The sequence below is a fragment of the Thetidibacter halocola genome (assembly GCF_018224955.1).
Lineage (GTDB): Bacteria > Pseudomonadota > Alphaproteobacteria > Rhodobacterales > Rhodobacteraceae > Thetidibacter > Thetidibacter halocola.
Genome location: NZ_JAGTUU010000003.1, coordinates 451,531 through 474,979, shown reverse-complemented (window position 1 = coordinate 474,979; position 23,449 = coordinate 451,531). Strand labels below are relative to the sequence as shown.

The window sequence follows — 23,449 nt, the reverse complement described above, 5'->3', positions numbered from 1 at the left end:
TCTCGTTGCCCGGTGGCCCCTTCCGTCCGGACCTGAAGCTTGGTCATGTCCACGATCGCACCCGAGGTTTCGATGATCAGCGCCGTGGTCGTCACGCAAGGGCGCATCCAGCGCCCAGAGGTCGATTGCGGTTTTCAGAACGCGACCGATCTGCGCCCAGACCTGTCCCACGTCGGCCCCGGCGGCCTGGCAATCCGCCGCCAGCGCGGCAAGCCCGTCCATGTCCAGCGTGAAAGTGCCGGCAAAGGAAACCGTGCGCCCGTCGAAACCGGGGATCGCACCGAACTGCGCCTGCTCCACCGGCAATTGCACCATGATCCGCCGAAGCGCCGCGTTCATCACCGTCTCGACGGCGTTGGTCAGCCTGCGCAAGGCGCCGGGCGCGGCGTTCGGACGCCCCGATTGCGGATCGGCGCGGGCGACGAGGACCTTGATGAACTGCAGGTCGCGCCTGGCTAGCCGGGTCCATGTCCTGCACCCCGGCCCCTTGCCAGAGCAGTGCGCACACCGCGCCCGCAACGTCCTCTGCCGGATCAAGGAATTCCTCCGGCCCCAAGGCCGCCGGCGACGCCTGCCTGACGCGCAGTTCCGGGTTCATGGTGATGACGGAGAAGATGTCGGGCAACAGGCCATAGCCCCAGCGCTGCGGCAGCAGCGCCGCCTCCAGGTCGAAACCAGACAGGTCCATGGCACACGAGGTCAGGTCGTCATAGGCGAACCGGACAAGCGCGAGATTGCGAATCGGGTCCGGGGCGGATTGGCCGAAATCGCCGGTCGAGGTCCGGAACGTCTCGCGCGGCCCTTCCAGCGCGGCATCGAAGGCTCGGTCCACCGACCGCACTGGTCGGCGGCAAAACCGACGATCCGGCCGCCATAACCTTGGAACCATTCGAGCCAGCGGGCGACCTCGCGTTCGGCGAGATCGCCGGGTCGCGCTCCAACAGGCGGCCACGTCCTTCCCCGGCGCGACCGCGTGGTCGGCGATGCAGGTGGTGATCTCCTGCCAGAGGATCACGTTCTGGTTCAGCCAGTCCGGTGTTGGCGCTCAGCGTCTCGCGGCCCTGTGCGATCAGCCCGTCGACATGACCGGCGAACAGAGGTCGCGCGCGGCATCGATCGCGCTGCAGATCGGCTGCTTCACCTCGGCGGCGGAATCGGTGAACCGATCCCGGCCGCACGCCATCCACCGCGCTGCCCCCGAGGATATCCTGCATCGACGTCAGCGACCCGGGGTTCGTGAGCCCCACCTCGGCTTGCTGCTGGACCGTGACAAACAGGTCGCGCAGGTCCTGGTTGTCGATCCGGCCGTCCTCCTGCGCGTTGTGGACCGCGGCAAAGGCGTTGAGACAGGGGATCGCCAGTTCGTAGTTCCGCTGGATCGGAATGTCGTGGTGGCAATCCGGGTCGCCCGCCGTGGCGCCGAGGATCAGCGCGTCGGCAAGGCCACCGCCGCGATGCGATCCAAGGGCGCCGTCCGTGCCGAAGTCGACCGAACCGACGGCGACCGTGTTGCCCACGTGGCCACCGCCGATGCGCGCAACGATGTTCTCGCGGTTGAAGTCGTTGGCGGCTCAACCCCCGCGATGTTGGCGGGGGTTGAGCCGCCGGGCAAGTTTTCTTCGCTGCCTGCCTCCGCGTCGGGGCCGTTGATCTTCACAAGGTTCAGTATGTTGCGCAGGCCGGGATAATGGATGGCAAGATCATGGACGAGGTATCGTGCCAGTGCGCTGGCCGGGCCGTGACCCGCCACGGTGATCTGGCCCGGATCGGCTAACGCGGCCAGTGCATCGACCGAACCGAGCACCAGTCTGTCGAACTGCCGCCAGCCCAGGTTCATAGGCGCGCAGGCCCCCGGGATCCGGACCGCCCCCGCTCAGGACGCGGAACCCGTTCAGTCGCGCTCCGGTGGCGGAAAGCGTCGTGCCAACCGCGAGATCCCCGCAGGCAAGGTTGGCGGCGTCCCTGCCGGGCGATGCATCCATGCTGAAATCCTTTCATCAACAAAAAACCGGTCGCGGCGGTCAATTCCCCCGCTCGCCGCAGAGCCACGCCTTGGCTGACCCTGGGAACGTGCCCCCGGGCACGTCTTTCGGACGCAGGGCCCAAGGCAGCCAAAGCTGCTCGAGCGTGGCGTGGAAAGTCGAGGCAGCCCGGCCAGCCCCTCGCGTTCCAGCGCGCTGCGCCGCGTGTCCGAACAGGACGGTTGGACCAACGCCCAGACGCCGTCCGGGATGGACGGACAGCAGAACCGTGTCACCGGCGATGTCGTCAGCGACCCGGGCCGAAATGCTGGTTAGCAGCGGACCGGCGTCGGCCGCGTTGACTAGGTCCGGATAGCGGGCGCGCCCGGCAACGACCAGCCGCGCGGCCGCGACATTGCACTCTGTCCGGCGGTCGGCTTCGACCGCGCGGGGGCCCTCGGACGTCCAGAACAGGATGGTTCCGGGCGTCTCGAACTGCACCAGCAGGCCACCGCCCGCCGAGAGCAATCGGCCGGACCGCCGCGCGAGGCGCCCTGTCGTGAGGCCATCTCAAGTAACGGAAACCAGCGCGGCGCGTCCCGAGGCCGCGTCCTGCGCGACCACCGAGAGCCGAGCGTCGCAGGCCCGGTGGAAGGGAGCGTCGGATGCACGCTCGACAGGTCAATCCATCCGCCCCGGCCCAATGGCACGTGCCGGAAGCGAGGCCACCACCGTCATGCAGACCGACGCACCGAGGCGCAGAAAGGATGGAAAGCAGGATGCAATCTTGCGCACGGCTGCGAATGGGACATGACGAACACCCCTCTTCGGACGTCACCTGAACCAAGACCGACGACACTGCCGCAACGGTGTCGACATGGCAGGGAGAGGCGCGGCGGGCCCGCCACTGCAACGGCCCCGGGACTTTTTCAGTGTGCGGCCAATTCAACGATTCCAGAAGGATGCGATCAGGTCTTCCACCTGAAGGACCGCCATGCAGCAAGGGTCTCCAGCCAATTCTAGCGCGGTTTCAGCAGGTCCCTAGCCATCATCATGTGCACGCCCTTGTTTCCGTTGACCGTCTGGGTAATCCGCAGATCGCCCGCCAGTGAGCACAGCATGTAGGCATCCTCGCGGCCTAGCCCCGTCCGCTCGCAGATCCAGGCGATCATGTCCTTCAGGGCGATTTCGGCGCAGCGGTCGAGGTCCTCGTGGAAACCCATGCTGACCAGGTGGGTCGGCGTCTCGGCCCGGGGACGGGCCAGCGACATGTCCTTGTGCAGGAGCATCTGGAACGTGCCTTCCAGCGCGGTCTCGATGGCGGTCACGCAGACCTCGCCATCGCCCTGCGCGCCATGCCCGTCACCGCAGGAAAACAGCGCGCCCTCGGCAAGGACCGGCAGGAACAGCGTGGTGCCCGCAACCAGTTCCTTGTTGTCGATATTGCCGCCATGGGCACGCGGCTGAATGGTCGAGATGCGGCCCCAGTTCGGTGGCGGCGCCACGCCCATCACCCCGAAGAAAGGCTTCAGCGGCAGGTCCAGCCCCCAGGACAGGCGCGCCCGGCCCTCGTCCGGGAACAGCGGGATCGTCACCATGCGGCCGGTCTGGAAATCCTCCGGCAGGGTGCCGGCCAGCGGGCGGATGATGTTCCAGCCCCAGTTCTGGCGCAGCGCGATGTCGAGGATGCGCACCTCGAGCACGTCGCCCGGCATCGCGCCCCTGACCGCCACCGGGCCGGTCAGGATATGACCCGGCAACTGGCGCGGCGATTTCGCGTGGATCTCCAGCAGTTCCGGCGGAACGTGAAAGCCCTGGCCCGCCGGCGGCAGGTGGTCTGGACTGCCAGAGACTGTCTCGATCACGATGGTCTCGCCGCTCTCGATCTCGATTGCGGGCGGCAGGGTGGCGTCGAAATAGCCCCAGGCGCAGGTTTTGGGGCTGGCTGTCAGGCGGTGGGTCATGGGGTCTTGCGGGCTCCTTGGGAACGGGGCGGCTTGTGCCGTCAGGATGCCTGCTGGCGCAGGACAAGATGGCCGGGTTCGACCTCGTCATAGACGGAGGGTGCCGGTTCGTGCCCAACCGGGAACACCGGCGACGGGATCGGCCGGAACTTCAGGTCGTCGCGGACAGTCCGCCGCGCGGGATCGGCGATGGGCACCGCACTCAGCAGCGAATGGGTATAAGGATGGCGCGGGTTCTCGAAGATCTGCGCGCGCGATCCGATCTCGACCAGCCGGCCCAGATACATCACGCCAACCCGGTGCGAGACGCGCTCCACCACCGCCATGTCGTGGCTGATGAACAGGTAGGAAATCCCCAGCGTGGACTGCAACTCCATCATCAGGTTCAGGACCTGCGCCTGCACCGAGACATCCAGCGCGCTCACGGCCTCGTCGGCGACGATCAGTTTCGGGCTGACCGCAAGCGCCCGCGCGATGGCGACGCGCTGGCGCTGGCCACCCGACAATTCGTGCGGAAAGCGCCGCATGAAGCTGCGTGGCAATTCCACCCGGTCGAACAGCGCGGCGATGCGATCCTCGATCTCGCTCCCCTTGGCGATGCCGAAATTCGACAGCGGTTCAGCCACTTGTGCGGCAAGGCGCATGTAAGGGTTGAGCGAGGCGAACGGGTCCTGAAAGACCATCTGGATGTCGCGCCAGACCTTCCGGCGCAGGTCGCGCTCGTTCAGCGCCAGCACGTCCGTCCGGTCGAGCAGGACCTGGCCCGAGGTCGGCTCGGCCAGGCGCAGGATCGACCGGCCGCAACTCGACTTGCCGCAGCCGGATTCGCCGACCAGCGCCAGCGTTTCCCCCTTCGCGATGTCGAAACTCACATCCTCGACCGCGTGAACATTCGCCACGGTGCGCCGGAACAGCCCGCCCTTGACCGGGTAGCGCGTCGTCAGATGCAAAACCTGCAACAGCGGCTCCGGGTCGCCGGGCGGAACGGCGGCCTGCACGGAGTCGGGCGCGTCGGCACCGACCAGGCGCAGCGGCTCTGGCCCCGGTTTGCCGCGCATGTCGCCGAGGCGTGGCACCGCCGCCAGAAGCGCGCGGGTATACTCCTCCTGGGGCGCGGCAAAGATGCGCCCGACCGGGCCTTCCTCGACCAGGTTGCCGCGATACATGACCACGACCCGGTCGGCCATCTGCGCCACCACGGCCATGTCATGGGTGATGAACAGCACGGCCATGCCGTTCTCGCGCTTCAACCGGTCGATCAGGGCCAGGATTTCCGCCTGGATCGTGACGTCGAGCGCGGTCGTGGGTTCGTCCGCGATCAGCAGGCGCGGCCGGCAGGCCATCGCCATGGCAATCACCACACGCTGCCGCATCCCGCCGGACAACTCGTGCGGGTATTGCTTCAGCCGCCTTTCGGGTTCGGGGATGCGCACCTCTTGCAGCAGTTCCAGCGCCCGTTGTCGCGCCTGCGCGCCGGACAGGCCACGATGGGCGCGCAGACCGTCGGTCATCTGCCGCTCGATGGTGAATACCGGGTTGAGCGAGGTCATCGGCTCCTGGAAGATCATGCCGATCTCGTTGCCGCGGATGCCGCGCATGGTCTCGGGATCGGCCTGCGCGAGGTCGATCTCGCCTCCCTGCCCGGCAAAGCGCAGCCGTCCCTCGGCGATGGTGCCGCCGCCGAACTCGACCAGGCGCATCAGCGACAGCGAGGTGACGGACTTGCCCGAACCGCTTTCGCCGACGATGCAGACCGTCTCTCCCGGCGCGACCGAAAAGCTGACATTCTCGACGCCGACGATGGTGCCGCCATCGCTGGCAAATTCGACGCGCAGGCCTTCGACCGAGACAAGGGGCGTGTTTCCGTCGGGCATCACGAGCCTCCCTTGGCGCGCGGGTCCAGCGCGTCGCGCAGCGCATCGCCGAACATGTTGAGGCCAAGCACGGTGACCGCCACCGCGACCCCCGGCACCAGCGCCGTCCAGGGCGCGCGGTCGAGATAGTCGCGCGAGGCCTGGATCATCAGGCCCCAGGACGCGTCGGGCGGCTGCGTTCCCAACCCCAGAAAGCTGAGCCCCGCCTCGGCGAGGATGGCGAAGGCCAGGCTGATCGTCGACTGCACGATCACCGCCGGCATGATGTTGGGCAGGATGTGGTGCACGATGATGCGGAAGTCGGAATTGCCGGCCGTCCGCGCGCCCTCGACATAGGGCATCTGCGCCACGCGCAGCGCCTCGCCCCGGATGATCCGCGCCAGGAAGGGGGTAAAGGCGATGCCGATGGCGATGATCGTGTTCTGCAGATTTGGGCCAAGGACGGCGCTGATCGTCAGCGCCAGCAGCAGCGCCGGAAAGCTCAGCAGTGTGTCGACAAGGCGCATCAGGACGTTGTCGGTGGTCCGCCCGACGTAGCCCGAGATCAGGCCCAGCGGCAGGCCGATCACAATCGACATCAGCACCGCCGCAGACGCAATGTAGATCGAGGTCTGCGCCCCCAGCAGCACGCGATACATCAGGTCGCGCCCCAGCTGGTCGGTGCCCAGCGGATGCGCCCAGGTGGGCGGCGACAGGCGCGCGCGCATGTCCATCTGCGTCGCCCAGTCCTCGGGGATGAAGACCGGCGCCAGCAGCGCGACGAGGAACACGGACAGCACCAGGATGGCGCCGATCAGCCCCTTGGACCTGCGGAAGGCGGCGGGGATCCTCATGACAGCCGGATCCGGGGATCGACGGCGACATACAGCAAGTCGACGATCAGGTTGGCGAGCATAACAACCGCCGCGATGACGAAGACACTGGCCTGGATCAGCGGGATGTCGCGGTTCAGGAGTGCCTGGTAGGTCAGCCAGCCCATGCCGGTGAAATTGAACAGGCTCTCGATCACGATGATCGAACCGAACAGGTAACCCACCTGCAAGCCCGCCACCGTCATCACCGGCCCGACTGCGTTGGCCAGGCCATAGCGCCAGACCACGGTGCCCTCGTCCAACCCCTTGGCGCGGGCGACGCGGATGAATTCCTGGTTAAGGATGCCGGTCATCGTCGCCCGGGTCATGCGCGTCAGGTGCGCCATCAAGCCCAGCCCCAGCGCCAGAGACGGAAGCAGCGCATGGCGCATCGCACCCCAGATGTCATCGGCCGGGTCGATGAAACCCGACGAGGGCAACCAGCCTAGCCCCCGCGCGAACAGCAGGATCAGCATGATGCCCCAGAAGAAATCCGGCAGGCTGACACCGACGAGCGAGGCGGAACTCGCCGCCGTGTCCTGCCAGCGGTTCGCATGCACCGCCGCCCAGACACCCAGGGGCACCGCGCAGACCAGCGCGATGCTCATCGAGAACAGGACGATCAGCGCGCTGGCCTTCATCTTTTGCAGCAGCAGCGGCGCGATCGGTTCCTTGAAGACCAGCGAGTTGCCCCAGTCGCCGGTCAGCATGCCGCCGATCCAGCGGCCATACTGCACGATCAGCGGGTCGTTCAGGCCAAGAGACTGGCGCAGGCCGGCCAGCGCCTCGGGATTGGACTGCGTGCCCATGATCATCATCGCCACGTCGCCCGGCAGGATGTTGGTCACCGTGAAGGTGATGACCGAAATCAGGAACAGGGTCAGCATCATCGACAGCAGGCGGTTCACGAGATAGCTCATGCCGGTCCTTTTCGTGTCATGGGGCAAAGGCGGGGAACGCGGGCCCCGTCAGGCGCCCGCGTCAGGTTTCAAAGGATCAGGCGGCCAGCCAGACCTTGTGAAAGCGCAGGTTCGAGCCGTTCGGATGCACGATCGTGTCGAGACCCATCACGGTGGGCTGCGCGCCGATGGTGCCGTTGCGGAACCACAGGACCACGTCCAAGGTCTCGTCATGGACGACCTGCTGCACCTGCTTGTAGACCTCGGCCCGCTCGGCCGGATCGACGGTGACGCGCGCCTTGGCGGTCAGCTCGTCCACCATCGGGTTCGAGATCTTGCGGTAGTTGAACGCGCCCTCGGTGTTCCACAGCGAGTAATACAGGAAATCCGGCTCCCACAGGGTGAAGAAGTTCATCATCGTGATCTGGAAATCCTTGTCGACCCAGCACTGGCTGAGCCAGTCGGCCCAGGTCAGTTGCTCGATCGATGCATCGACGCCGGCCATGCGGAACCATTCCAGCATGATCTGCGCCGCCTCGATGTGGTAGGGATAGTTCGTCGTCGCCTTGAACACGACCTTGAGGTCGCCGGGCCCGTAACCCGCCTCGGACAGCAGCGCCTTGGCCTTTTCGATGTCCTGCGGACGCTGGGTCAGCGCCGCGTTATAGGAGGCCGAGGTCGGATAGCTGGGCGATGCGGTGGTCTTGCCCTGCCCCCACAGCGCGCCTTCCAGCAGCACTTCCTTGTCGATCATGTAGTCGAAGGCCTCGCGGACCTTGGGGTTCTTGAACGGCTCGTAGTCGTGATTGAAGTTGACGAAGTCCCAGTTCAGCGGGAACCACGCCACGACCTGAAGGTTCGGATCGGCCTCGATCTCGGCAATCCGGTCGGCGGGGATGTCGTTGATCATGTGCAACTCGCCGGTGCGCAGGCCGGTCAGGCGCACGGTGGGCTCGGTGATCTCGCGCGCGATGACCTTGTCAAGGTAGGCCGGGCCGCCCCAGTAGTCGTCGAAGCGTTCCAGTTCCACCTCGTTGCCGAATTCGCGGCGCACGAACTTGAACGGGCCGCAGCCGATGGGCGTGGTGCCCTGCACCTCGCCCGAGCCCTCGGGCATGATGACGCCGGCGCCGTTCTCGGCCAGGCGCGACAGGAAGGGCGCGTTGACCTGGCCCAGTGTGATGATGACGGTCAGGTCGTCCGGCGTCTCGATGCTGGCGACGTTGTTGAACACCTCGAAGTTGACGGCCCCGGTATCGGGGTTCCGGCAACGGTCGAACGAGAATTTCACGTCCGCCGAGGTCATGGTTTTACCGTTGTGGAACATCACGCCCGGGCGCAGCTTGAACGTGTAGACGAGGCCATCCTCGCTCTGCTCGAAGCTTTCGGCGAGGTTCGGGATCACCTTGAGGTCCTTGTCGACGGTGACGATGCTGTCATGCACGTTCTGAAGTACCCGGCCTGTCGAGGCGGTGCCGGTCTGGTGCATGTCGAGGTTCTGCGTGGTCTCGGAATGCCCCCAGATCAGGGTGCCGCCGGTGACGGGTGCCGAATGGCTTGCCGCCATCGCGGGCGCGCCATAGAGGATCGTGCCGCCCATCAGGGCGGTCGTCGTCTTGAGGAAATCTCTGCGCTTCATCTCTCAGTCTCCATGTTGAACGGCGCTGCCGGATCGGCCGCGCCTGGGTGATGCGCCGCCCTTCCCGGGGCGGTTCTTGTCAGGTCATGCAGTCAGCGGCGGGCGTTCCGCCGCGACGCCGAGTTTTGCCTCGAGCGCGAGGCCCAGCGACAGGATCGTGCCCTCGTCGAACAGCCGCCCCCAGAGCGAGATGCCCTGCGGCACGCGGTGCGTCTTGCCGCCCGTATCGGCCTCGCCGGTGGTCAGCTTGCCCTCGCCCAGGGAGGCGGGGCTGCGGGTTCCCAGCTGCTGGAACCCGGCGCGCAGGTGCAGGCATGGATGGCCGGTATAGTTCGACGCGACCAGCATCGGCCCGGTCATGAACGGTCCGATCAGCACGTCGATGTCGCGGAACAGCCCATCCAGCGCCTGCATCACGAGATAGCGCAGCCGGTCCAGCTGGACGTGGTCCACCGCGGACAGGAAGCGCGCCTTGCGGAAGGTGTTGGGCCAAGCACCGTCATCCTGCCAGGTCAGCGTGTCGTCGAGATCGCCCAGCGTCAGGTGCTCGAAGGCGGCCGCCGCCTCGGCGTACAGCGTGTTCATCAGCGCGCCGTAAGGCAGGTCGGGCAGCGACACCTCGACCACCTCGATCCCCAGGGCCTTGGCGGCGGCCAGCGCGGCGTGGTCGACCTCGGTCGCACCTTCGCCGAAGGCCTCTGGCAGGTAGCCAAGTTTCAGCCCCTCGATGCCCTTTCCTGCGTCAAAGGCGAAAGGCGCCGCGATGGTGCAGCGGTCGTCCACGTCGGCACCGTTCAGTGCCGCGAGGACCAGCGCGGTATCCTCGACCCCGCGGCAGATCGGCCCCACCTTGTCCAGCGACCAGCACAGCGCCATGCCGCCCGCGCGGCTGACCCGGCCGAAGGTCGGGCGCAGCCCGGTGGTGCCGCAGCGCTGGCTGGGCGAGGTAATCGAACCAAGCGTCTCTGTCCCGATGGAAAAGGCGCACAGCCCCGCCGCCGTGGCCGAGGCCGACCCGGCGCTGGAGCCCGACGATCCCTCTTCGGTGTTCCACGGGTTCCGCGTGACGCCGCCATACCAGATGTCGTTATAAGCCAGCGCCCCCACCGTGGTCTTGCCCAGCAGGACCGCGCCTGCCTGCCGCAGCAGCGTGACGATGCGCGCGTCGCCGTCGGGCACGCGGTGCTGATAGGGCTCCGCTCCCCAGCCGGTCACGATGCCCCTTGTGTCGAACAGGTCCTTGAGCCCGTAGGGAATGCCGTGCAACGGCCCGAGCGTCTTGCCCTCGGCGGTCAGCCGGTCCATCGCGTCGGCCTCGGCCAGCGCCAGGTCGGGCGTGACCTGCGCATAGCAGTAAAGCTGCGGGTTCAGGCGCGCGATGCGGTCAAGGTAGATTTCCGTCAGCCGCCGGCTGGTCAGCGCGCCCGAGGCGATCCAACCGCCAAGCTGCGGCAGCGTGGCAAAGGCGATATCCGTGTCATCGTCGGGCAAGGGCGCGTCGGGCTTGCTGCCCGTCACCCCGTCTGCCGTGGGCATGACGAACCCGGGCAGTCGCGGATCGAAGCGAAGGCTCATCGGCACGGAATTGGGCAGGTCCACCTTGCGTCGCTCTACCGCCGATCCGATCTGGCCCGACAGGTTGCCCACCATCTGCGCCCGCTCGCGCGCGGTATAGGCGATGCCCATCAGGCGCTCGGCCGCCTCGATATCGGCCTCGGTGATCGTCGGTTCAGGCATGCTCCGCTCCCTGGTTGTCGTCTGTGCCCTGCTCTGCCCGGAAGGCCTGCGCAGCCTCCCCCGCCAGCGCAACCAGCGCCGCCTCCATCGCGGCATGGCGGGCCATCAGGTGCGCACACATCGCCGCCCGCGCCCCGTCGGGGTCGCGCGCCGCGATAGCCGCGATGATCTGCTGATGCTGCGCCCGGCTCTCGCCCAGCGACCGGGTCGAGCGTGAAAGCGCGCGCAGATCCTGCCATTCCGCCGTCGCGCGGATCTCGTCCAGCAGGGCAAAGGCGGTTTGCAGCGGACGGTTGCGCGCGCTCTTGGCGATCATCCGGTGCAGCGCGGAATCCCAGAGCTCGATCACATCGTCATCCTCGGCCTCGTACTGGTGACGCGCCAGCGCCCACATCCGCTGGATGTCCTCTGCGCTGCATCGAAGCGCGCAGAGCGCAGCCAGTTCCGGTTCGATGCACAGCCGGGCCTCCATCACCTCGATGGGGTGCGAAGGCCCGTTGACCTCAGCGGCCAGCACGCCAATCGGCTCGGCCGGCTGGCCCGCGAATGTGCCCTTGCCCTGGTGGCGCCAGATCAGGCCCTCGGCCTCGAGCGAGGCCAGCGCGCGGCGCACGACCCGGCGCGGCGCGCCGGTGGTTTCGCAAAGCACCCTCTCTGTCGGCAAGCGGTTTCCCGGGCCCAGCCGGCCCGAACGGATCAGGGCAAGAACATGGCTCCGGACAAGGATTGCGGTTGGCGGGGCGGTCATCGGGCACTCGCATTCTGCGGCGGGGTGAACAAAAACCAGATTGGTTCGCTTCCGGGATTCGCGCAATCCGCATGGTCGCGAAATCGGCCGGTTTCCGCCTTGGGCGAACAGGAACGGCGGCAATCGCGCAAAATTTGTGCGAGGACCGGGACGCTGCCGAAACCCCGGATCCCGCGCGATGTACGCGCGCTAAGCCCCTGCCGGCGGCACCCTGCCCGCCAGTTGCGCGATCAGCGCCGCCTCCTCGGCCGAGGGGTGTGCGCCCAGAAGATCAAGATAGGCCAGCGCGTTGGCCAGCGCCGCATCCGCGTGGCCATCGCCCCCGTCCGCCACGCAAAGGCCCGGCCCGAACCGCCGCTGCGCCGCCGCGAACAGCAGGCGTTGCTCGATCTGCTCGGCGTGGATCTCGTCGGCCTTGATCCGGTCGCGGTAGCTGGTCGATGCCTCCGGGATGTCCGGTTGATCGACGGTCTTCAGGTGCCGGCGCACGGCGCGCAGCGGCAGGACGACCGCCACATGCCAATCCGACGCCTCGGTCGAAAGCGCGGCCAGCGTCGCGGCATCCGCCGTCTTGCCGCAATGCCCCAGCCATAAGGAAAACAGCAGGATGTTGACGTCGACGCCATGCCCCTCCTGCAAGTGCAGGCAGGCCGGCGCGACCCCGTCCTGGCGATAGAGCCAGAGCGAAAACCGCCAGAAATCGAAACTGTCCATCCTGCGGCCCCCATCGTTTCCCGGTGCGTTTCGCTAGTGACGGCCCTGCCGGAGTTTGCTAGGCAGTCATTGTCATACTGTTATACAAAATGCGCGAGAGCACAATGGCCCCCTGGACCAAGACACGCTGGAGAGACAAGCCCCGCATCCAGATGCCCGACTATCCGGACATCGACCACCTGAACCGCGTCGAGCGCCAGCTTGCAGCGTATCCTCCGCTGGTCTTCGCCGGCGAGGCACGGCGCCTGCAAAGCCAGCTGGCGCAGGTGGCGCGGGGCGAGGCGTTCCTCCTCCAGGGGGGCGATTGCGCCGAGAGTTTCGCCGAGTTTTCCGCGAATAACCTGCGGGACACGTTCCGGCTGCTGCTGCAAAGCGCGCTGGTGCTGACCTATGCCGCCAAGATGCCGGTGGTGAAGGTGGGGCGGATCGCCGGCCAGTTCGCCAAGCCCCGTTCGGCCCCGACCGAAACGCTCGATGGCGTGACGCTGCCCAGCTACAAAGGCGACATCATCAACGGCTTCGACTTCACACCCGAGGCACGGCAACCCGATCCCGACCGCATCCTTCAGGCCTATACCCAGGCCGCGGCCTCGCTGAACCTGCTGCGCGCGTTCAGCCAGGGCGGCTATGCGGACCTTGCACAGGTGCATGCCTGGACGCTGGATTTCACCGACCGATCCAAGGTCGACGCCTACGAGGCAATGGCCGCCAAGATCACGGATTCGCTGGATTTCATGGCCGCGACGGGCCTGCACAGCCGTGGCATCCACGCGCTGCATTCGGTCGATTTCTACACCAGCCACGAGGCCCTTCTGCTGGAATACGAAGAGGCACTGTGCCGGATCGACAGCACCACGGGCAAGCCGCTGGCCGGGTCGGGTCACATGATCTGGATCGGCGACCGGACCCGCCAGCCGGACGGGGCGCATGTGGATTTCGCCTCTGGCGTGCAGAACCCCATCGGGCTGAAATGCGGCCCGACCACCACGCCGGACGAGTTGAAGCAGTTGATTGCGGCGCTCAACCCGGACAACATCCCCGGCCGGCTGACCCTGATCGCACGGTTCGGCGCCGACAAGGTCGCCGAGAAACTGCCACCCCTGATCCGGGCCGTCGAACAGGTTGGCGCGACGGTGGTCTGGTCATGCGACCCGATGCACGGCAACACGCTCAAGGCGTCGTCGGGCTACAAGACTCGGCCCTTCGACCTGATCCTGAGCGAGGTGCGCGACTTCTTCGCCATCCATCGCGCCGAGGGCACCATCGCGGGGGGAGTCCACCTGGAAATGACCGGCCAGAACGTCACCGAATGCACCGGTGGCATGGTCAGTCCGATCGCGGACGAGGACCTGTCGGACCGCTATCACACAGCCTGCGACCCACGGCTGAATGCCAGCCAGGCGCTGGAAATGGCGTTTCTTGTTGCTGATGAACTGATGCAGAGCAGGCAGGCCCGGACGGTCTGACGGCCGGGCGGGGTCAGACGATGGACGCCCCGCCCAGGTGCTCGGCCGCGCGCCGCGTGACCACGTTGACGAGGTTCGCCCGGAACGCGGCATCGGCATGCATGTCGGACAAGAGCGCGTCGCTCTCCGGCCGCAGGTCGGCGATGCGCGAGGCTGAACAATGACCCATCAGCGCCTGTTCGGCGGCCTCCCAACGGAACACGCCGTTCTTTCCAGCCCCGGTGACAGCGACGCGAACCGCCCCGTCCCGAATGCTGACAAAGGATGCCGCCAACGCATAGCGGGACGCAGGATTGCGGTATTTGCCGTAACCCGCCGTTTCAGGCACGGGAAAGCGTATAGCGACGATCAGTTCGCCTTCCTCCAGCGCGGTGGCGTAGAGTCCCTGAAAGAAGTCGTCTGCCGGAATGCGGCGCCGGTCGGTCTCGATCTCGGCGCCCAGCGACAAGACCGCCGCCGGGTAATCCGCCGCCGGGTCGTTGTTCGCCACCGATCCGCCCATCGTGCCCACGTGGCGCACCTGCACGTCGCCGATGGACCCCGCCAGCGCCGCGAGGGCCGGGATGGTCTCTGCCACCAGCGAAGACGCCGCGACCGCGTGATGCGTCATGGCCGCACCGATCCGCAACACGCCGCCCTGCATCCCGATACCCGACAGTTCCGGCAAGGCGCTGATGTCGATCAGGTTTTCCGGCGCAGCCAGGCGGTTCTTCATCGTGGGCAACAGGGTGTGCCCGCCGGCAAGGAACGTCGCCTCGTCCAGGGTTGCGAACAGTTTCAGTGCCTCTTCGAGGCTGCGGGCGCGGTGGTAGTCGAACGCATACATCGGCTCAGTCCTGTCCCGCGGGCGCGGATGCCACCGCCCGATGCGCCTCTGCCGCCGCCAGCACGGCCTTGACGATGTTGTGATAGCCGGTGCAACGGCACAGGTTGCCCTCGAGTTCGCGGCGCACGATGGCCTCGGTCAGCTCGCCTTCGTGACGCTGCACCATGTTGTGCGCCGCCATGACCATGCCCGGCGTGCAGAAACCGCATTGCAGGGCGTGGTGGCGGTGAAAGGCCTCCTGCATCGGGCTCAACGCCTCTTCGTCACCCAGCCCCTCGATGGTCAGCACCTCGCCACGTGCCGCGGCGGCGCTGGCGAGGATGGTGCAGGATTTCACCGCCCTGCCGCCCAGGATCACGGTGCAGGCGCCGCACTGGCTGGTGTCGCAGCCAACGTGGGTACCGGTCAGGCCAAGATGCTCTCGCAGGAACTGCACCAGCAGGGTGCGGCCCTCGACGCGGCGCGTTTCGGTCTTGCCGTTTACGGTCAGGGTGACGTCTTGCATGGCGATCCCCACCGTCAGCCGAGACCGGCGCGCGCGGCGTCGAGGAAGGACAGGTCGAGATACTTCTCGTGATCGTCGAGCGGCGATCCCCCCGATCCGTAGCGGCTGCGCAACGCCAGAACCTGTTTCATGCCGTCGGGCAGGATGTCGGCGCCGGGCGTCAGGCCCGAAGCCGGCGACAGCAGGCTTTTCATCACCGCCGGGGCTGCCTGAGGCTGGATCGCCGTCATCTTTTCCAGCAGCAGCGCCTGTCCCGCCTCGCGGTTGGCTGGGTCCAGCACCCAGTTCAACCCCTTCAGGTAGGCCCGCAGGAAGGCCGTGACCGTCTCGGGCCGCGCCTCGGCAAAGCTGCGGCGGGTGGCGACAACGCCGCCCTGGTAGGCGTCGTAGATCCGGGTCGAGCGGTCCAGCACCGTGAACCCCAGCCGCTCGGCGATCGAGGTGAAGGGCTCGATCGTCAGCGTGCCGTCGCTTTCACCGGCCTTCACCGCCTGCCAGCGTTGCGGCGTGGCGCCCACGGCCTCGAAAGTCACGTCATCCGGGCTGATCCCCGCCTGTTCCAGCATGTCGAACAAGACAAAGGCAAAGCCCGTGGTCAGCGCGTCCAGCGCGATGCTGCGGCCCGCGAGATCGGCATGCGTCTTTATGTCGGCCGCCACGACAAGGCTGAGCTCCAGCTGCGTCGCGCCTGCGATCACGACATAGCCGGGATCGACCCCGTCGCCCGCCGCCCCCTGCCCCTCGCCATAGGCCACGACATTGTCGAAGGCGGTAAAGACGATGTCGAAGTCGCCCGCCGCCGTCCGTTCCGCCTGGTAGACGGAACTCGGCGTCAGCTCGACAGAGACATCCAGCCCTTCCGCCGCGAAGAATCCCTGCTCGATGGCGGCGAAGGTCGGCAAGTTCGGTGCGCCCGGAAAGGCGATGACGCGAACCGGTTCTGTCATTCCATGACTCCTTTTTCTTGCTGGCGCGCCTCCCCAATGGCGCGCCAGATCGTGTTCGGCGTGAGTGGCATCTTGATGTCGGTGACGCCCAGCGGCGCCAATGCGTCCAGAACGGCGAGCGTTACGGTCGCCAGTGCCGGAGTCGTTCCCCCTTCTCCGCCCGCCTTGATACCCAGCGGATTGGTGGGCGAAATCACCTCGGCGATTTCAGCGTCGAAAGAGGGCAGGTTGTCCGCGCGCGGCATGCCGTAATCCATGAAGGAGCCGGCCAGCGGCTGGCCCGAGTCCGGATCGGTGACGCAGAGTTCCCACATCGCCTGGCCCACGCCCTGCGCGATGCCGCCATGGGTCTGGCCGTGGACGATCATCGGATTGATGCAGCGTCCCACGTCATCGATGGTGGCGTATCGCGTGATCTCGACATGGCAAAGTTCCGGGTCGATCTCGACCTCACAGATCGCGGTGCCGTTCGGAAAAACCGGCGTGTGCATCTCGTTGGTGCGGGCAACCGCCAGCGGCCCGGACGGCAGCGCGGCCAGTTCGAACAGGCCGACCGTGTGGTTCGTCCCCGCGACGCGATACTGGTCGCCGTCGCGTTCGATCCGGTCGAGGGCCACGTCGAAATGCTCGGCCGCGCGCCGGCGCGCCTCGGCCAGCAACTCGGACGAGGCCATCGCCATGACCGTGCCCGCATGCCGCATCGAGCGGCCGGAATGCGACCCTCCGCCCACCGACACCACATCCGTATCGCCGATGATGATCGTCACCGTCTCGACCGGCACGCCCAGCATGTCGGCCACGACCTGCGCGAAACTCGTCTCGTGCCCCTGACCGCTGGGCTGGGTGCCGATGACGACCTCGATCCGGCCATCTGGCAGCACCGTGATCTCGGCCCTCTCCCTGGGCGAGCCGATGGAGCTTTCGACGTAATTCGCAAGGCCCCGCCCCAGCAGCATCCCCCGCGCCGTCGCCTCTTCGCGGCGGGCGGCAAAACCGTCCCAGTCGAACAGGGCCATCGCCTGGTCCATGTTCGTCTCGTAGGTGCCGCTGTCGTAGACCTGGCCGACCGCGTTGCGATAGGGCATCCGGTCGGGCGCGATCATGTTGCGGCGGCGCAGCTCGATCGGGTCCATGCCGATCTGTTTGGCGGCAATTTCCACCAGGCGTTCTATGGCATAGGTGACTTCGGGCCGGCCCGAACTGCGATAGGCCTGGGTGCACATGGTGTTGGTAAAGACCGCGCGCGAGCGCAGCGTGGCGGCCGGAATGTCGTACGAGCCGGTGATCAGACCCGACCCCTTGCTGAGCGGCGACAACGAGACACAGCGCGCGCCCACATTGCTGAGATTGTCCGCCCGCATCGCCAGGAAGCGCCCCTCGGCATCCATCGCCAGCGCCACCGTCGTGTGCAGGTCGCGGCCCTGGTAATCGGTCAGGAAGGCCTCGGACCGGGTGGCGGTGTATTTCACCGGCCTGCCGACCCGGCGCGACGCCCAGAGGGTCAGGCCGAATTCCACGTAGGTCCGGTTGCGCGTACCGAAATTCCCGCCCACGTCGAAGGACAGGACGCGCAGCGATTTCGGTTCGATGCCAAGGACTTCGGCCAGTTCGTTCTTTTGCCGCACCGCGCCACCGCTGCCGGCGTAAAGCGTGTATTTCCCGCTCTCGGCGTCAAAGGCGGCAAGGGCTGCGCGCGGCTCCATCGGGACGCCGGTGACGCGGTCGATGTGAAACGAGGCCTCGACCACATGCGCGGCGCGGGCAAAGGCCGCGTCGGTCGCCTCCCGGTCGCCGAAATGCGTCTCGACAAAGACATTGTCGGGCACCTCGTCCCAGACCACGGAGGGGCACGATCCCGAGGCCGCGTCGAGCGCGTCGATGACGAAATCGAGTTCCTCGTAATCGACGTCGACCAGTTCGGCCGCATCCATTGCCTGCGCGGCGCTTTCCGCGACGACCACCGCCACCGCCTCGCCCACGTGACGCACCTTGTCGGCCGGCAGCAGCAGGTGCGGGCCGATGAAGGGCGCGCCGCCACCGGGTGCCGACAGTTTCATGTCGAAATTCGTCTTGGGCAACGGGTTGTGCGGGATCGGACCCAGGCCGTCGGCCAGCACGTCCACGCCGGTCAGCACCGCAAGGACACCGGGGGCCGCGAGGGCCGCCGAGGCGTCGATGCCCAGGATGCGCGCATGCGGATGCGGCGAGCGCACCATCGCCGCATAGGTCTGCCCCGGCAGGTTGAAGTCATCGGTGAACCGGCCCTTGCCAGTCAGCAGCCGCTTGTCCTCCTTGCGGGCAACGGGCTTGCCGATATGCCGGAACAGCGCCTCGCGGACGTAATCCATGTCGGGGGGCGCATCGTCCCACCGCCAGGCGATGTCCGGCGCGGAATCGGACGCCTTCCGCACTGCGCTGGTTTTTGCTCGAGTCACGGGTGCCCCCAACCATTCCTGCGCGTCGCATAATTGCCTGCGACATCCGCTTGTGTGTTGTTATAATGTATGACAATAATACTAACAAGCAAAAAACCGTGCCCTGCAAGAGGTCAGCATGACGATCGGACATCCGGTTTCGCGCGCCGAGGACGCTCCCCTCCTGCGCGGTGAGGGTCACTATACGAATGACATCGCCGCCGACGATCCCGTGCACATGGCCCTCTTTCGCTCACCCGAAGCGGCCGGGCGCATCGTGGCGCTGGACGTCTCAGCCGCGCGGACAGTGCCGGGCGTCCTGCTGGTATCGACCGCTCATGACCTTGAAGACACAAGAGAAATAACCCCCCGCCTCTCCCATCCCGGGCCGGATGGCGGCGCGATGCGTGTGCCGCCCTTTCCGCTTCTGGCGCGCGAGGGCGTGGCCTATGTCGGCGATCCGGTGGCGCTGGTGCTGGCCGAAACGCCGCAGGCCGCGCAGGACGCGCTGGAGGCGATCGTGCTGGACATCGACCCGGTCGCGCCGGTGATCGGCCTGGCCCAGGCCGAGGCCAATGACCGGCGTGTCTGGGACCAGTTCCCTGACAATCGCTGCTTTCACGTCGACCGGGGCGATGCAGGGGCGGTCGCGCAGGCCATACAGGGCGCGGCGCATGTCGTGCGGCAGCGGCTGGACATCTCGCGTGTGACCGCCGTCGCGCTGGAGCCTCGGGCCCTGCGCGCCACGTTCGACGAAGGGTTGCAATCGTGGCGGCTGGATTCGGGCACGCAGGCGCCGCACCGGGTCGCCATGGACCTCGCGCCGCTGATCGGTGCGACGGCCGACCGGATCCACGTGGTCTCGCCCGATTGCGGCGGGTCCTTCGGTATGAAGAACGCAGGCTACCAGGAACAGGCGCTGGCGCTTTGGGCGGCGCAGCAACTGCCCGGCAAGACGGTTGTCTGGACGGCGACGCGGCTGGAATCTTTCCTGTCGGATTCGCAGGCCCGCGAAAGCGTCGCCGATGCAACCCTCGCGCTGGATGCCGAGGGGCGGTTCCTTGCGCTCGACGTCCGGATCGCCGCAGCCCTGGGCGCGCGGCTGGGACCCGCGACGACCCATCCGCCGGTCGCCAACCTGGGCGGCCTGTCCGGCGTCTACCGGATTCCCGCGATCCACGCCTCGGTCGACGGCTATTTCACCAACACCCAATACACCGCCCCCTATCGCGGCGCGGGGCGGCCAGAGGCCACCTATATCGTCGAGAGGATGATCGACATCGCTGCGGCCGAACTGGGCATCGACCGCGCAGAATTGCGCCGCCGCAACCTGATCCCGGCGAGGGCGATGCCCTATGACACCGGCTTTCTCTTTGCCTATGACAGCGGCGACTTTCCCGCCGTGCTGGACCGCGCGCTGGACCTTGCAGACTGGCGATCCTTCGGCGAAAGGCGATCGGCCAGCGCCGCGAAGGGGCTGTTGCGCGGCCTCGGCATCGCCTTTCCCATCGAGATCGCGGGCGGCCCGGCCGGAAAGCCGCACCCGGAATACGCCCGCATCGCGCTGTCCCCCGAAGGCGTCGAGTTGCGCGCCGGGTCATCCGATTCCGGCCAGGGTCACGCAACCGCCTATCGCCAGATCCTGGCCCAGTGCCTGGGGCCGGAGACCGGCCCGGTGAGCATCGTGACGGGCGACAGCCGCGCCGTGGCGCGCGGCACCGGCACCTTCGGATCGCGCACCCTGTGCAGCGCCGGCGCGGCGATCCGCGTTTCGGTCGACAAGGCCATCGCAGAGCTTGCCCCGCAAGCGGCCGAGATGCTGGAAGCGGCGGCGCAGGATGTCGTCTTTGCCAACGGGGTCTTCCGGGTCGACGGCACCGACCGCGCCCTGCCCCTGTCCACCGTCCTGACGGAACGCGGCACCCCGGTCATCGCCGAGGTGTTCGACGGTCCCGAGGGCGCGACCTTTCCCAACGGCTGCCATGTCTGCGAGGTCGAGATCGACCCCGAGACCGGCGCCGTCGCGCTGCAATCCTATGTCGTGGTCGACGATGTCGGCACCGTCCTGAACCCGATGCTGGTCAAGGGCCAGATCGCGGGCGGCGTGGCGCAGGGACTGGGCCAGGCGTTCATGGAACGGATCACCTATGACGCCGAGACGGGCCAGATGCTGACCGCGACGCTGATGGACTATGCCTTGCCCCGGGCCGCGGATCTGCCATTTCTGGCGGTCGAAAGCCTGCCGTTCCCGACCCGGGCCAATCCCCTCGGCGTCAAGGGCGTCGGAGAGGCGGGAACGGTCGGCGCGCTGTCCGCCTGCATGAGCGCGGTCAACGATGCGCTTGCCTGTGAAGGGGTCCGGCACCTCGACATGCCGGCCACCCCGGATCGCGTCTGGCAGGCCTTGCAGGCCGCCAAAGGAAACTGACACCCTGCACCACAAGGGCAGGACCCAACGGAGAAAGCGGAATGCGCCGGATCATCATCGGCCTGACAGGAGCGTCGGGCACCATCTACGGGATCCGCGCGCTGGAGATGCTGCGCGACGTTCCGGACGTCGAGACGCACGCGATCATCTCGCCCTCGGCCCTGCTGACCGCGCAGACCGAGGTCGACATGGGCGCGGACGAAATCCGCAGCCTTTGCGACCACGTCCACAACCACCGCGACATCGGCGCGTCCATCGCCTCGGGGTCGTTCCGCACAGAGGGGATGCTGGTCATGCCCTGCTCGGTCAAGACGCTGAGCGGCATCGCCCATTGCTACGATTCCGACCTGATCGTGCGCGCCGCAGATGTCTGCCTGAAAGAACGCCGCCGCGTCGTGCTGATGTTGCGCGAGACGCCGTTTCACGCCGGGCACATCGCCCTGATGGACCAGGCTACGCGGAACGGCGCGATCATCATGCCGCCGGTGCCGGGTTTCTACAGCAAGCCCAAGACGATCGACGACATCATCAACCAGTCCGTCGGCCGGGCGCTGGACCTGGTCGGGATCCACCTGCCGCATGTGCACCGCTGGAAGGACGACGGCGACGACGGCTGAGCGGGCCGGTCAGGGTTCGGCATAGGCCAGCGCGGACCGCGCGGCGTTCTCGACATGGGTCTTGGCCGCGTGGCGCGCCGCGTCGCTGTCGCGCGCGCGGATCGCCTCGGCAAGGGCGTGGATTTCCTGCACGCTCTGGGCCTGGCGTTCCTTGCGCACGACGGAATGACTGCGCAACTGCGCGGTCCGCAAAGTCAGGCGCGACAACAGATCCATGGCCACGCCGTTCCCCGCCACCTCGCAGATATGGGCATAGAAGGCGCGCTTGGCCTCGACGATGTCGGCGAATTCGCCCTGCTTGTAGGCGTCGATCAGCGTGTCGCAGTTCTCCAGCGCCTCGGCGATCTGGGCGTCGCTGGCCAGATTGATGAACTGGCCGATGATCAGCGCCTCGACGTCGCCGCGGATCAGGTAGATGTTCTCGGCGTCCCGCCGCGAGATCTTGGCCACGACCAGCCCGCGCGCCGGGGCCTGCGCGATGACACCCTCGGCCTCGAGCTCGCGCAGCGCCTCGCGCAGCGACGTGCGGCTGACGCCGAGTTGCTCGCACAGATCCTTTTCGACCAGTCTTTCGCCCGGTTTCAGAAAGCCGCGTTCGATGGCGCGGCGCATCGACTCGATGATGCGGGTCCTGAGAGGCGCGACCTCCTGGCGGATCGGGGTCAGCCCCCCGGAGTTAAAATCCTGCATACTATCACTCCGTCATATCGGCATATGTATAGCGGCCCAGGAGGTCCATAGAAAGGCCCGGCATGGTATTGTCATACGTCATTCCGCGTCGTCGGATCGGTTGCGCATCATCCTGAACACCACTGGCGCGAAAAGCACGACCAAGGTGATACGGATCACGTGGTGAATCGCCACATAGGCGACCTCGGCATCCATCGCGAGGGCGACAAGGCTCATCTCGGCCAGGCCGCCGGGCGAATAGGCCAGCAGGACCTGTTCCGTGGGCTGGCCGAACGCACCATGCAGGACAACCGCGAACAGGACGGTGATGGTCAGCATGATCAGGGTCCCGCCAAGGCTGACCAGCAGCGCGCGGCCGATCGCGCCCGCGCCCGCCCCGACAAAGCGGCAGCCGATTATGGTGCCGAGGAACAGCTGCGCGACGGTGACGATCTCGCTCGGCGGCGGGTTCTGGCTGAGCCCGGTCAGGTGGGCGATGGCGCTCAGGATCATCGGGCCGATCAGCGTCGGCGCCGGCAGGCGCAGCAACCGCCCCAGGAAGAAGCCGAGGACGCCGCAGCCCGCCAGCACCCCCAGGTCCAGCCACGGGATCACCGCAAAGGATTTCCCGAACTGCGACCGGTCGCCCAGGTCGTAGCCCGCGATCAGCCGGAACCAGACCGCGACCAGCGAGACCACGATCACGATCCGCGCCGCGTGGGCCAGCGCGATCCGGCCGTCATCCCCGCCCGCGTCGCGGCCGAGCACAACCATCTCGTTCAATCCGCCCGGCATACCCGAGAAATAGGCCGTCACCTTGTCGAACCCGGCGACGTGGCGATAATACGGCACCACGATCAGGCCCGAGACGACCAGGTAGACGGCGAGAAAGGCCAGCGAAACGGCCCAGGCCCCGACCTGCGAGAAAAGCTCGGGCGTGAATCCCGCGCCCAGCATCACCCCGATCACGACGACGACGTAGGGCCGCAACAGGACAGGCCCGCGGACCGGAAGGCGCAGAACCGCGGCAAGCGTGTTGAAGACCATCGGCCCCAGCATCCAGGGCAGAGGCGCCCTGAGCCATTCGAACAGCAGCCCACCCGCCAGGCCCAGAGCCAGCGCCAGAAGAACCCGGCGCAGAACGGGCCAGTCCACCCGCGCGATGCCGCCACCGCCGGGCCTCACGGCCG

General features: G+C 67.1%; 21 protein-coding genes. 4 read left to right on the top strand and 17 right to left on the bottom strand.

Annotation, left to right across the window (positions count from 1 at the left end; genetic code table 11):
* Window positions 1-45: 45 nt before the first annotated feature.
* On the top strand, window positions 46-459 hold the full coding sequence (locus KB874_RS09355) for a hypothetical protein (protein ID WP_212536296.1): 414 nt from the start codon (window positions 46-48) through the stop codon (window positions 457-459).
* A gap of 248 nt (window positions 460-707) precedes the next feature.
* Here the strand turns inward: KB874_RS09355 and KB874_RS09350 are convergent, their stop codons facing one another.
* The 11 genes from KB874_RS09350 to KB874_RS09300 all read right to left on the bottom strand — a co-directional run bounded on the left by KB874_RS09350 (window position 708) and on the right by KB874_RS09300 (window position 12,387).
* Window positions 708-1,517 carry a hypothetical protein gene (locus KB874_RS09350; protein ID WP_212536295.1) on the bottom strand — a complete coding sequence of 270 codons (810 nt, stop codon included), beginning with the start codon at window positions 1,515-1,517 and terminating at the stop codon, window positions 708-710.
* Entirely contained in the window at window positions 1,427-1,837 is a 411-nt protein-coding gene (locus KB874_RS09345; RefSeq protein ID WP_212536294.1) for a hypothetical protein, read from the bottom strand. The genes KB874_RS09350 and KB874_RS09345 overlap by 91 nt, the downstream gene beginning before the upstream one ends.
* A gap of 184 nt (window positions 1,838-2,021) precedes the next feature.
* Window positions 2,022-2,489 (bottom strand): hypothetical protein, encoded by a 468-nt coding sequence (locus tag KB874_RS09340; protein ID WP_212536293.1) that lies wholly within the window; start codon window positions 2,487-2,489, stop codon window positions 2,022-2,024.
* Between the two features lie 491 nt (window positions 2,490-2,980).
* A complete protein-coding gene (locus KB874_RS09335) occupies window positions 2,981-3,925 on the bottom strand; it encodes an acetamidase/formamidase family protein (protein WP_212536292.1) in 945 nt (314 codons plus the stop codon).
* Window positions 3,926-3,966: 41 nt separating this feature from the next.
* Complete coding sequence (locus KB874_RS09330) at window positions 3,967-5,799, bottom strand: ABC transporter ATP-binding protein (protein ID WP_212536291.1); 1,833 nt, start codon at window positions 5,797-5,799, stop codon at window positions 3,967-3,969.
* Window positions 5,799-6,632 (bottom strand): ABC transporter permease, encoded by an 834-nt coding sequence (locus KB874_RS09325; RefSeq protein ID WP_212536290.1) that lies wholly within the window; start codon window positions 6,630-6,632, stop codon window positions 5,799-5,801. Before KB874_RS09325 ends, KB874_RS09330 begins: the two co-directional genes overlap by 1 nt.
* Complete coding sequence (locus tag KB874_RS09320; RefSeq protein WP_212536289.1) at window positions 6,629-7,570, bottom strand: ABC transporter permease; 942 nt, start codon at window positions 7,568-7,570, stop codon at window positions 6,629-6,631. Before KB874_RS09320 ends, KB874_RS09325 begins: the two co-directional genes overlap by 4 nt.
* A 76-nt stretch (window positions 7,571-7,646) precedes the next feature.
* Complete coding sequence (locus KB874_RS09315; protein ID WP_212536288.1) at window positions 7,647-9,188, bottom strand: ABC transporter substrate-binding protein; 1,542 nt, start codon at window positions 9,186-9,188, stop codon at window positions 7,647-7,649.
* Window positions 9,189-9,272: 84 nt separating this feature from the next.
* Window positions 9,273-10,925 (bottom strand): amidase, encoded by a 1,653-nt coding sequence (locus KB874_RS09310; protein WP_212536287.1) that lies wholly within the window; start codon window positions 10,923-10,925, stop codon window positions 9,273-9,275.
* The gene (locus KB874_RS09305) at window positions 10,918-11,673 is read right to left on the bottom strand and encodes a FadR/GntR family transcriptional regulator (RefSeq protein ID WP_212536286.1); all 756 of its coding nucleotides are present in this window, start codon (window positions 11,671-11,673) and stop codon (window positions 10,918-10,920) included. The genes KB874_RS09310 and KB874_RS09305 overlap by 8 nt, the downstream gene beginning before the upstream one ends.
* 189 nt (window positions 11,674-11,862) lie before the next feature.
* On the bottom strand, window positions 11,863-12,387 hold the full coding sequence (locus tag KB874_RS09300; protein ID WP_212536285.1) for a TIGR02444 family protein: 525 nt from the start codon (window positions 12,385-12,387) through the stop codon (window positions 11,863-11,865).
* 104 nt (window positions 12,388-12,491) lie between these two features.
* On the opposite strand from KB874_RS09300, the gene KB874_RS09295 reads away from it, so the two are divergent.
* Entirely contained in the window at window positions 12,492-13,853 is a 1,362-nt protein-coding gene (locus tag KB874_RS09295; protein WP_212536284.1) for a class II 3-deoxy-7-phosphoheptulonate synthase, read from the top strand.
* Between the two features lie 13 nt (window positions 13,854-13,866).
* Here the strand turns inward: KB874_RS09295 and KB874_RS09290 are convergent, their stop codons facing one another.
* From KB874_RS09290 to KB874_RS09275, 4 genes are read right to left on the bottom strand one after another with little or no spacing between them, the layout of a single operon-like run.
* Window positions 13,867-14,679 (bottom strand): FAD binding domain-containing protein, encoded by an 813-nt coding sequence (locus KB874_RS09290; protein ID WP_212536283.1) that lies wholly within the window; start codon window positions 14,677-14,679, stop codon window positions 13,867-13,869.
* A 4-nt stretch (window positions 14,680-14,683) separates the two neighbouring features.
* Entirely contained in the window at window positions 14,684-15,184 is a 501-nt protein-coding gene (locus tag KB874_RS09285; protein ID WP_212536282.1) for a (2Fe-2S)-binding protein, read from the bottom strand.
* Between the two features lie 14 nt (window positions 15,185-15,198).
* On the bottom strand, window positions 15,199-16,131 hold the full coding sequence (locus KB874_RS09280; protein WP_212536281.1) for an ABC transporter substrate-binding protein: 933 nt from the start codon (window positions 16,129-16,131) through the stop codon (window positions 15,199-15,201).
* The gene (locus KB874_RS09275) at window positions 16,128-18,566 is read right to left on the bottom strand and encodes a xanthine dehydrogenase family protein molybdopterin-binding subunit (protein ID WP_346346529.1); all 2,439 of its coding nucleotides are present in this window, start codon (window positions 18,564-18,566) and stop codon (window positions 16,128-16,130) included. The genes KB874_RS09280 and KB874_RS09275 overlap by 4 nt, the downstream gene beginning before the upstream one ends.
* 118 nt (window positions 18,567-18,684) lie before the next feature.
* Here KB874_RS09275 and KB874_RS09270 point away from each other — a divergent pair, with 118 nt between their 5' ends.
* The gene (locus tag KB874_RS09270) at window positions 18,685-20,973 is read left to right on the top strand and encodes a xanthine dehydrogenase family protein molybdopterin-binding subunit (protein ID WP_212536280.1); all 2,289 of its coding nucleotides are present in this window, start codon (window positions 18,685-18,687) and stop codon (window positions 20,971-20,973) included.
* 41 nt (window positions 20,974-21,014) lie between these two features.
* Window positions 21,015-21,590, top strand: a complete 576-nt coding sequence (locus KB874_RS09265) for a UbiX family flavin prenyltransferase (protein WP_212536279.1) — start codon at window positions 21,015-21,017, stop codon at window positions 21,588-21,590.
* A 9-nt stretch (window positions 21,591-21,599) separates the two neighbouring features.
* On the opposite strand, the gene KB874_RS09260 is transcribed toward KB874_RS09265, so the two are convergent.
* Window positions 21,600-22,280, bottom strand: a complete 681-nt coding sequence (locus KB874_RS09260; RefSeq protein WP_212536278.1) for a GntR family transcriptional regulator — start codon at window positions 22,278-22,280, stop codon at window positions 21,600-21,602.
* Between the two features lie 78 nt (window positions 22,281-22,358).
* Window positions 22,359-23,444: an AbrB family transcriptional regulator gene (locus KB874_RS09255; protein ID WP_346346528.1), complete on the bottom strand. Its 1,086-nt coding sequence runs from the start codon at window positions 23,442-23,444 to the stop codon at window positions 22,359-22,361.
* Between the last annotated feature and the right edge of the window lie 5 nt (window positions 23,445-23,449).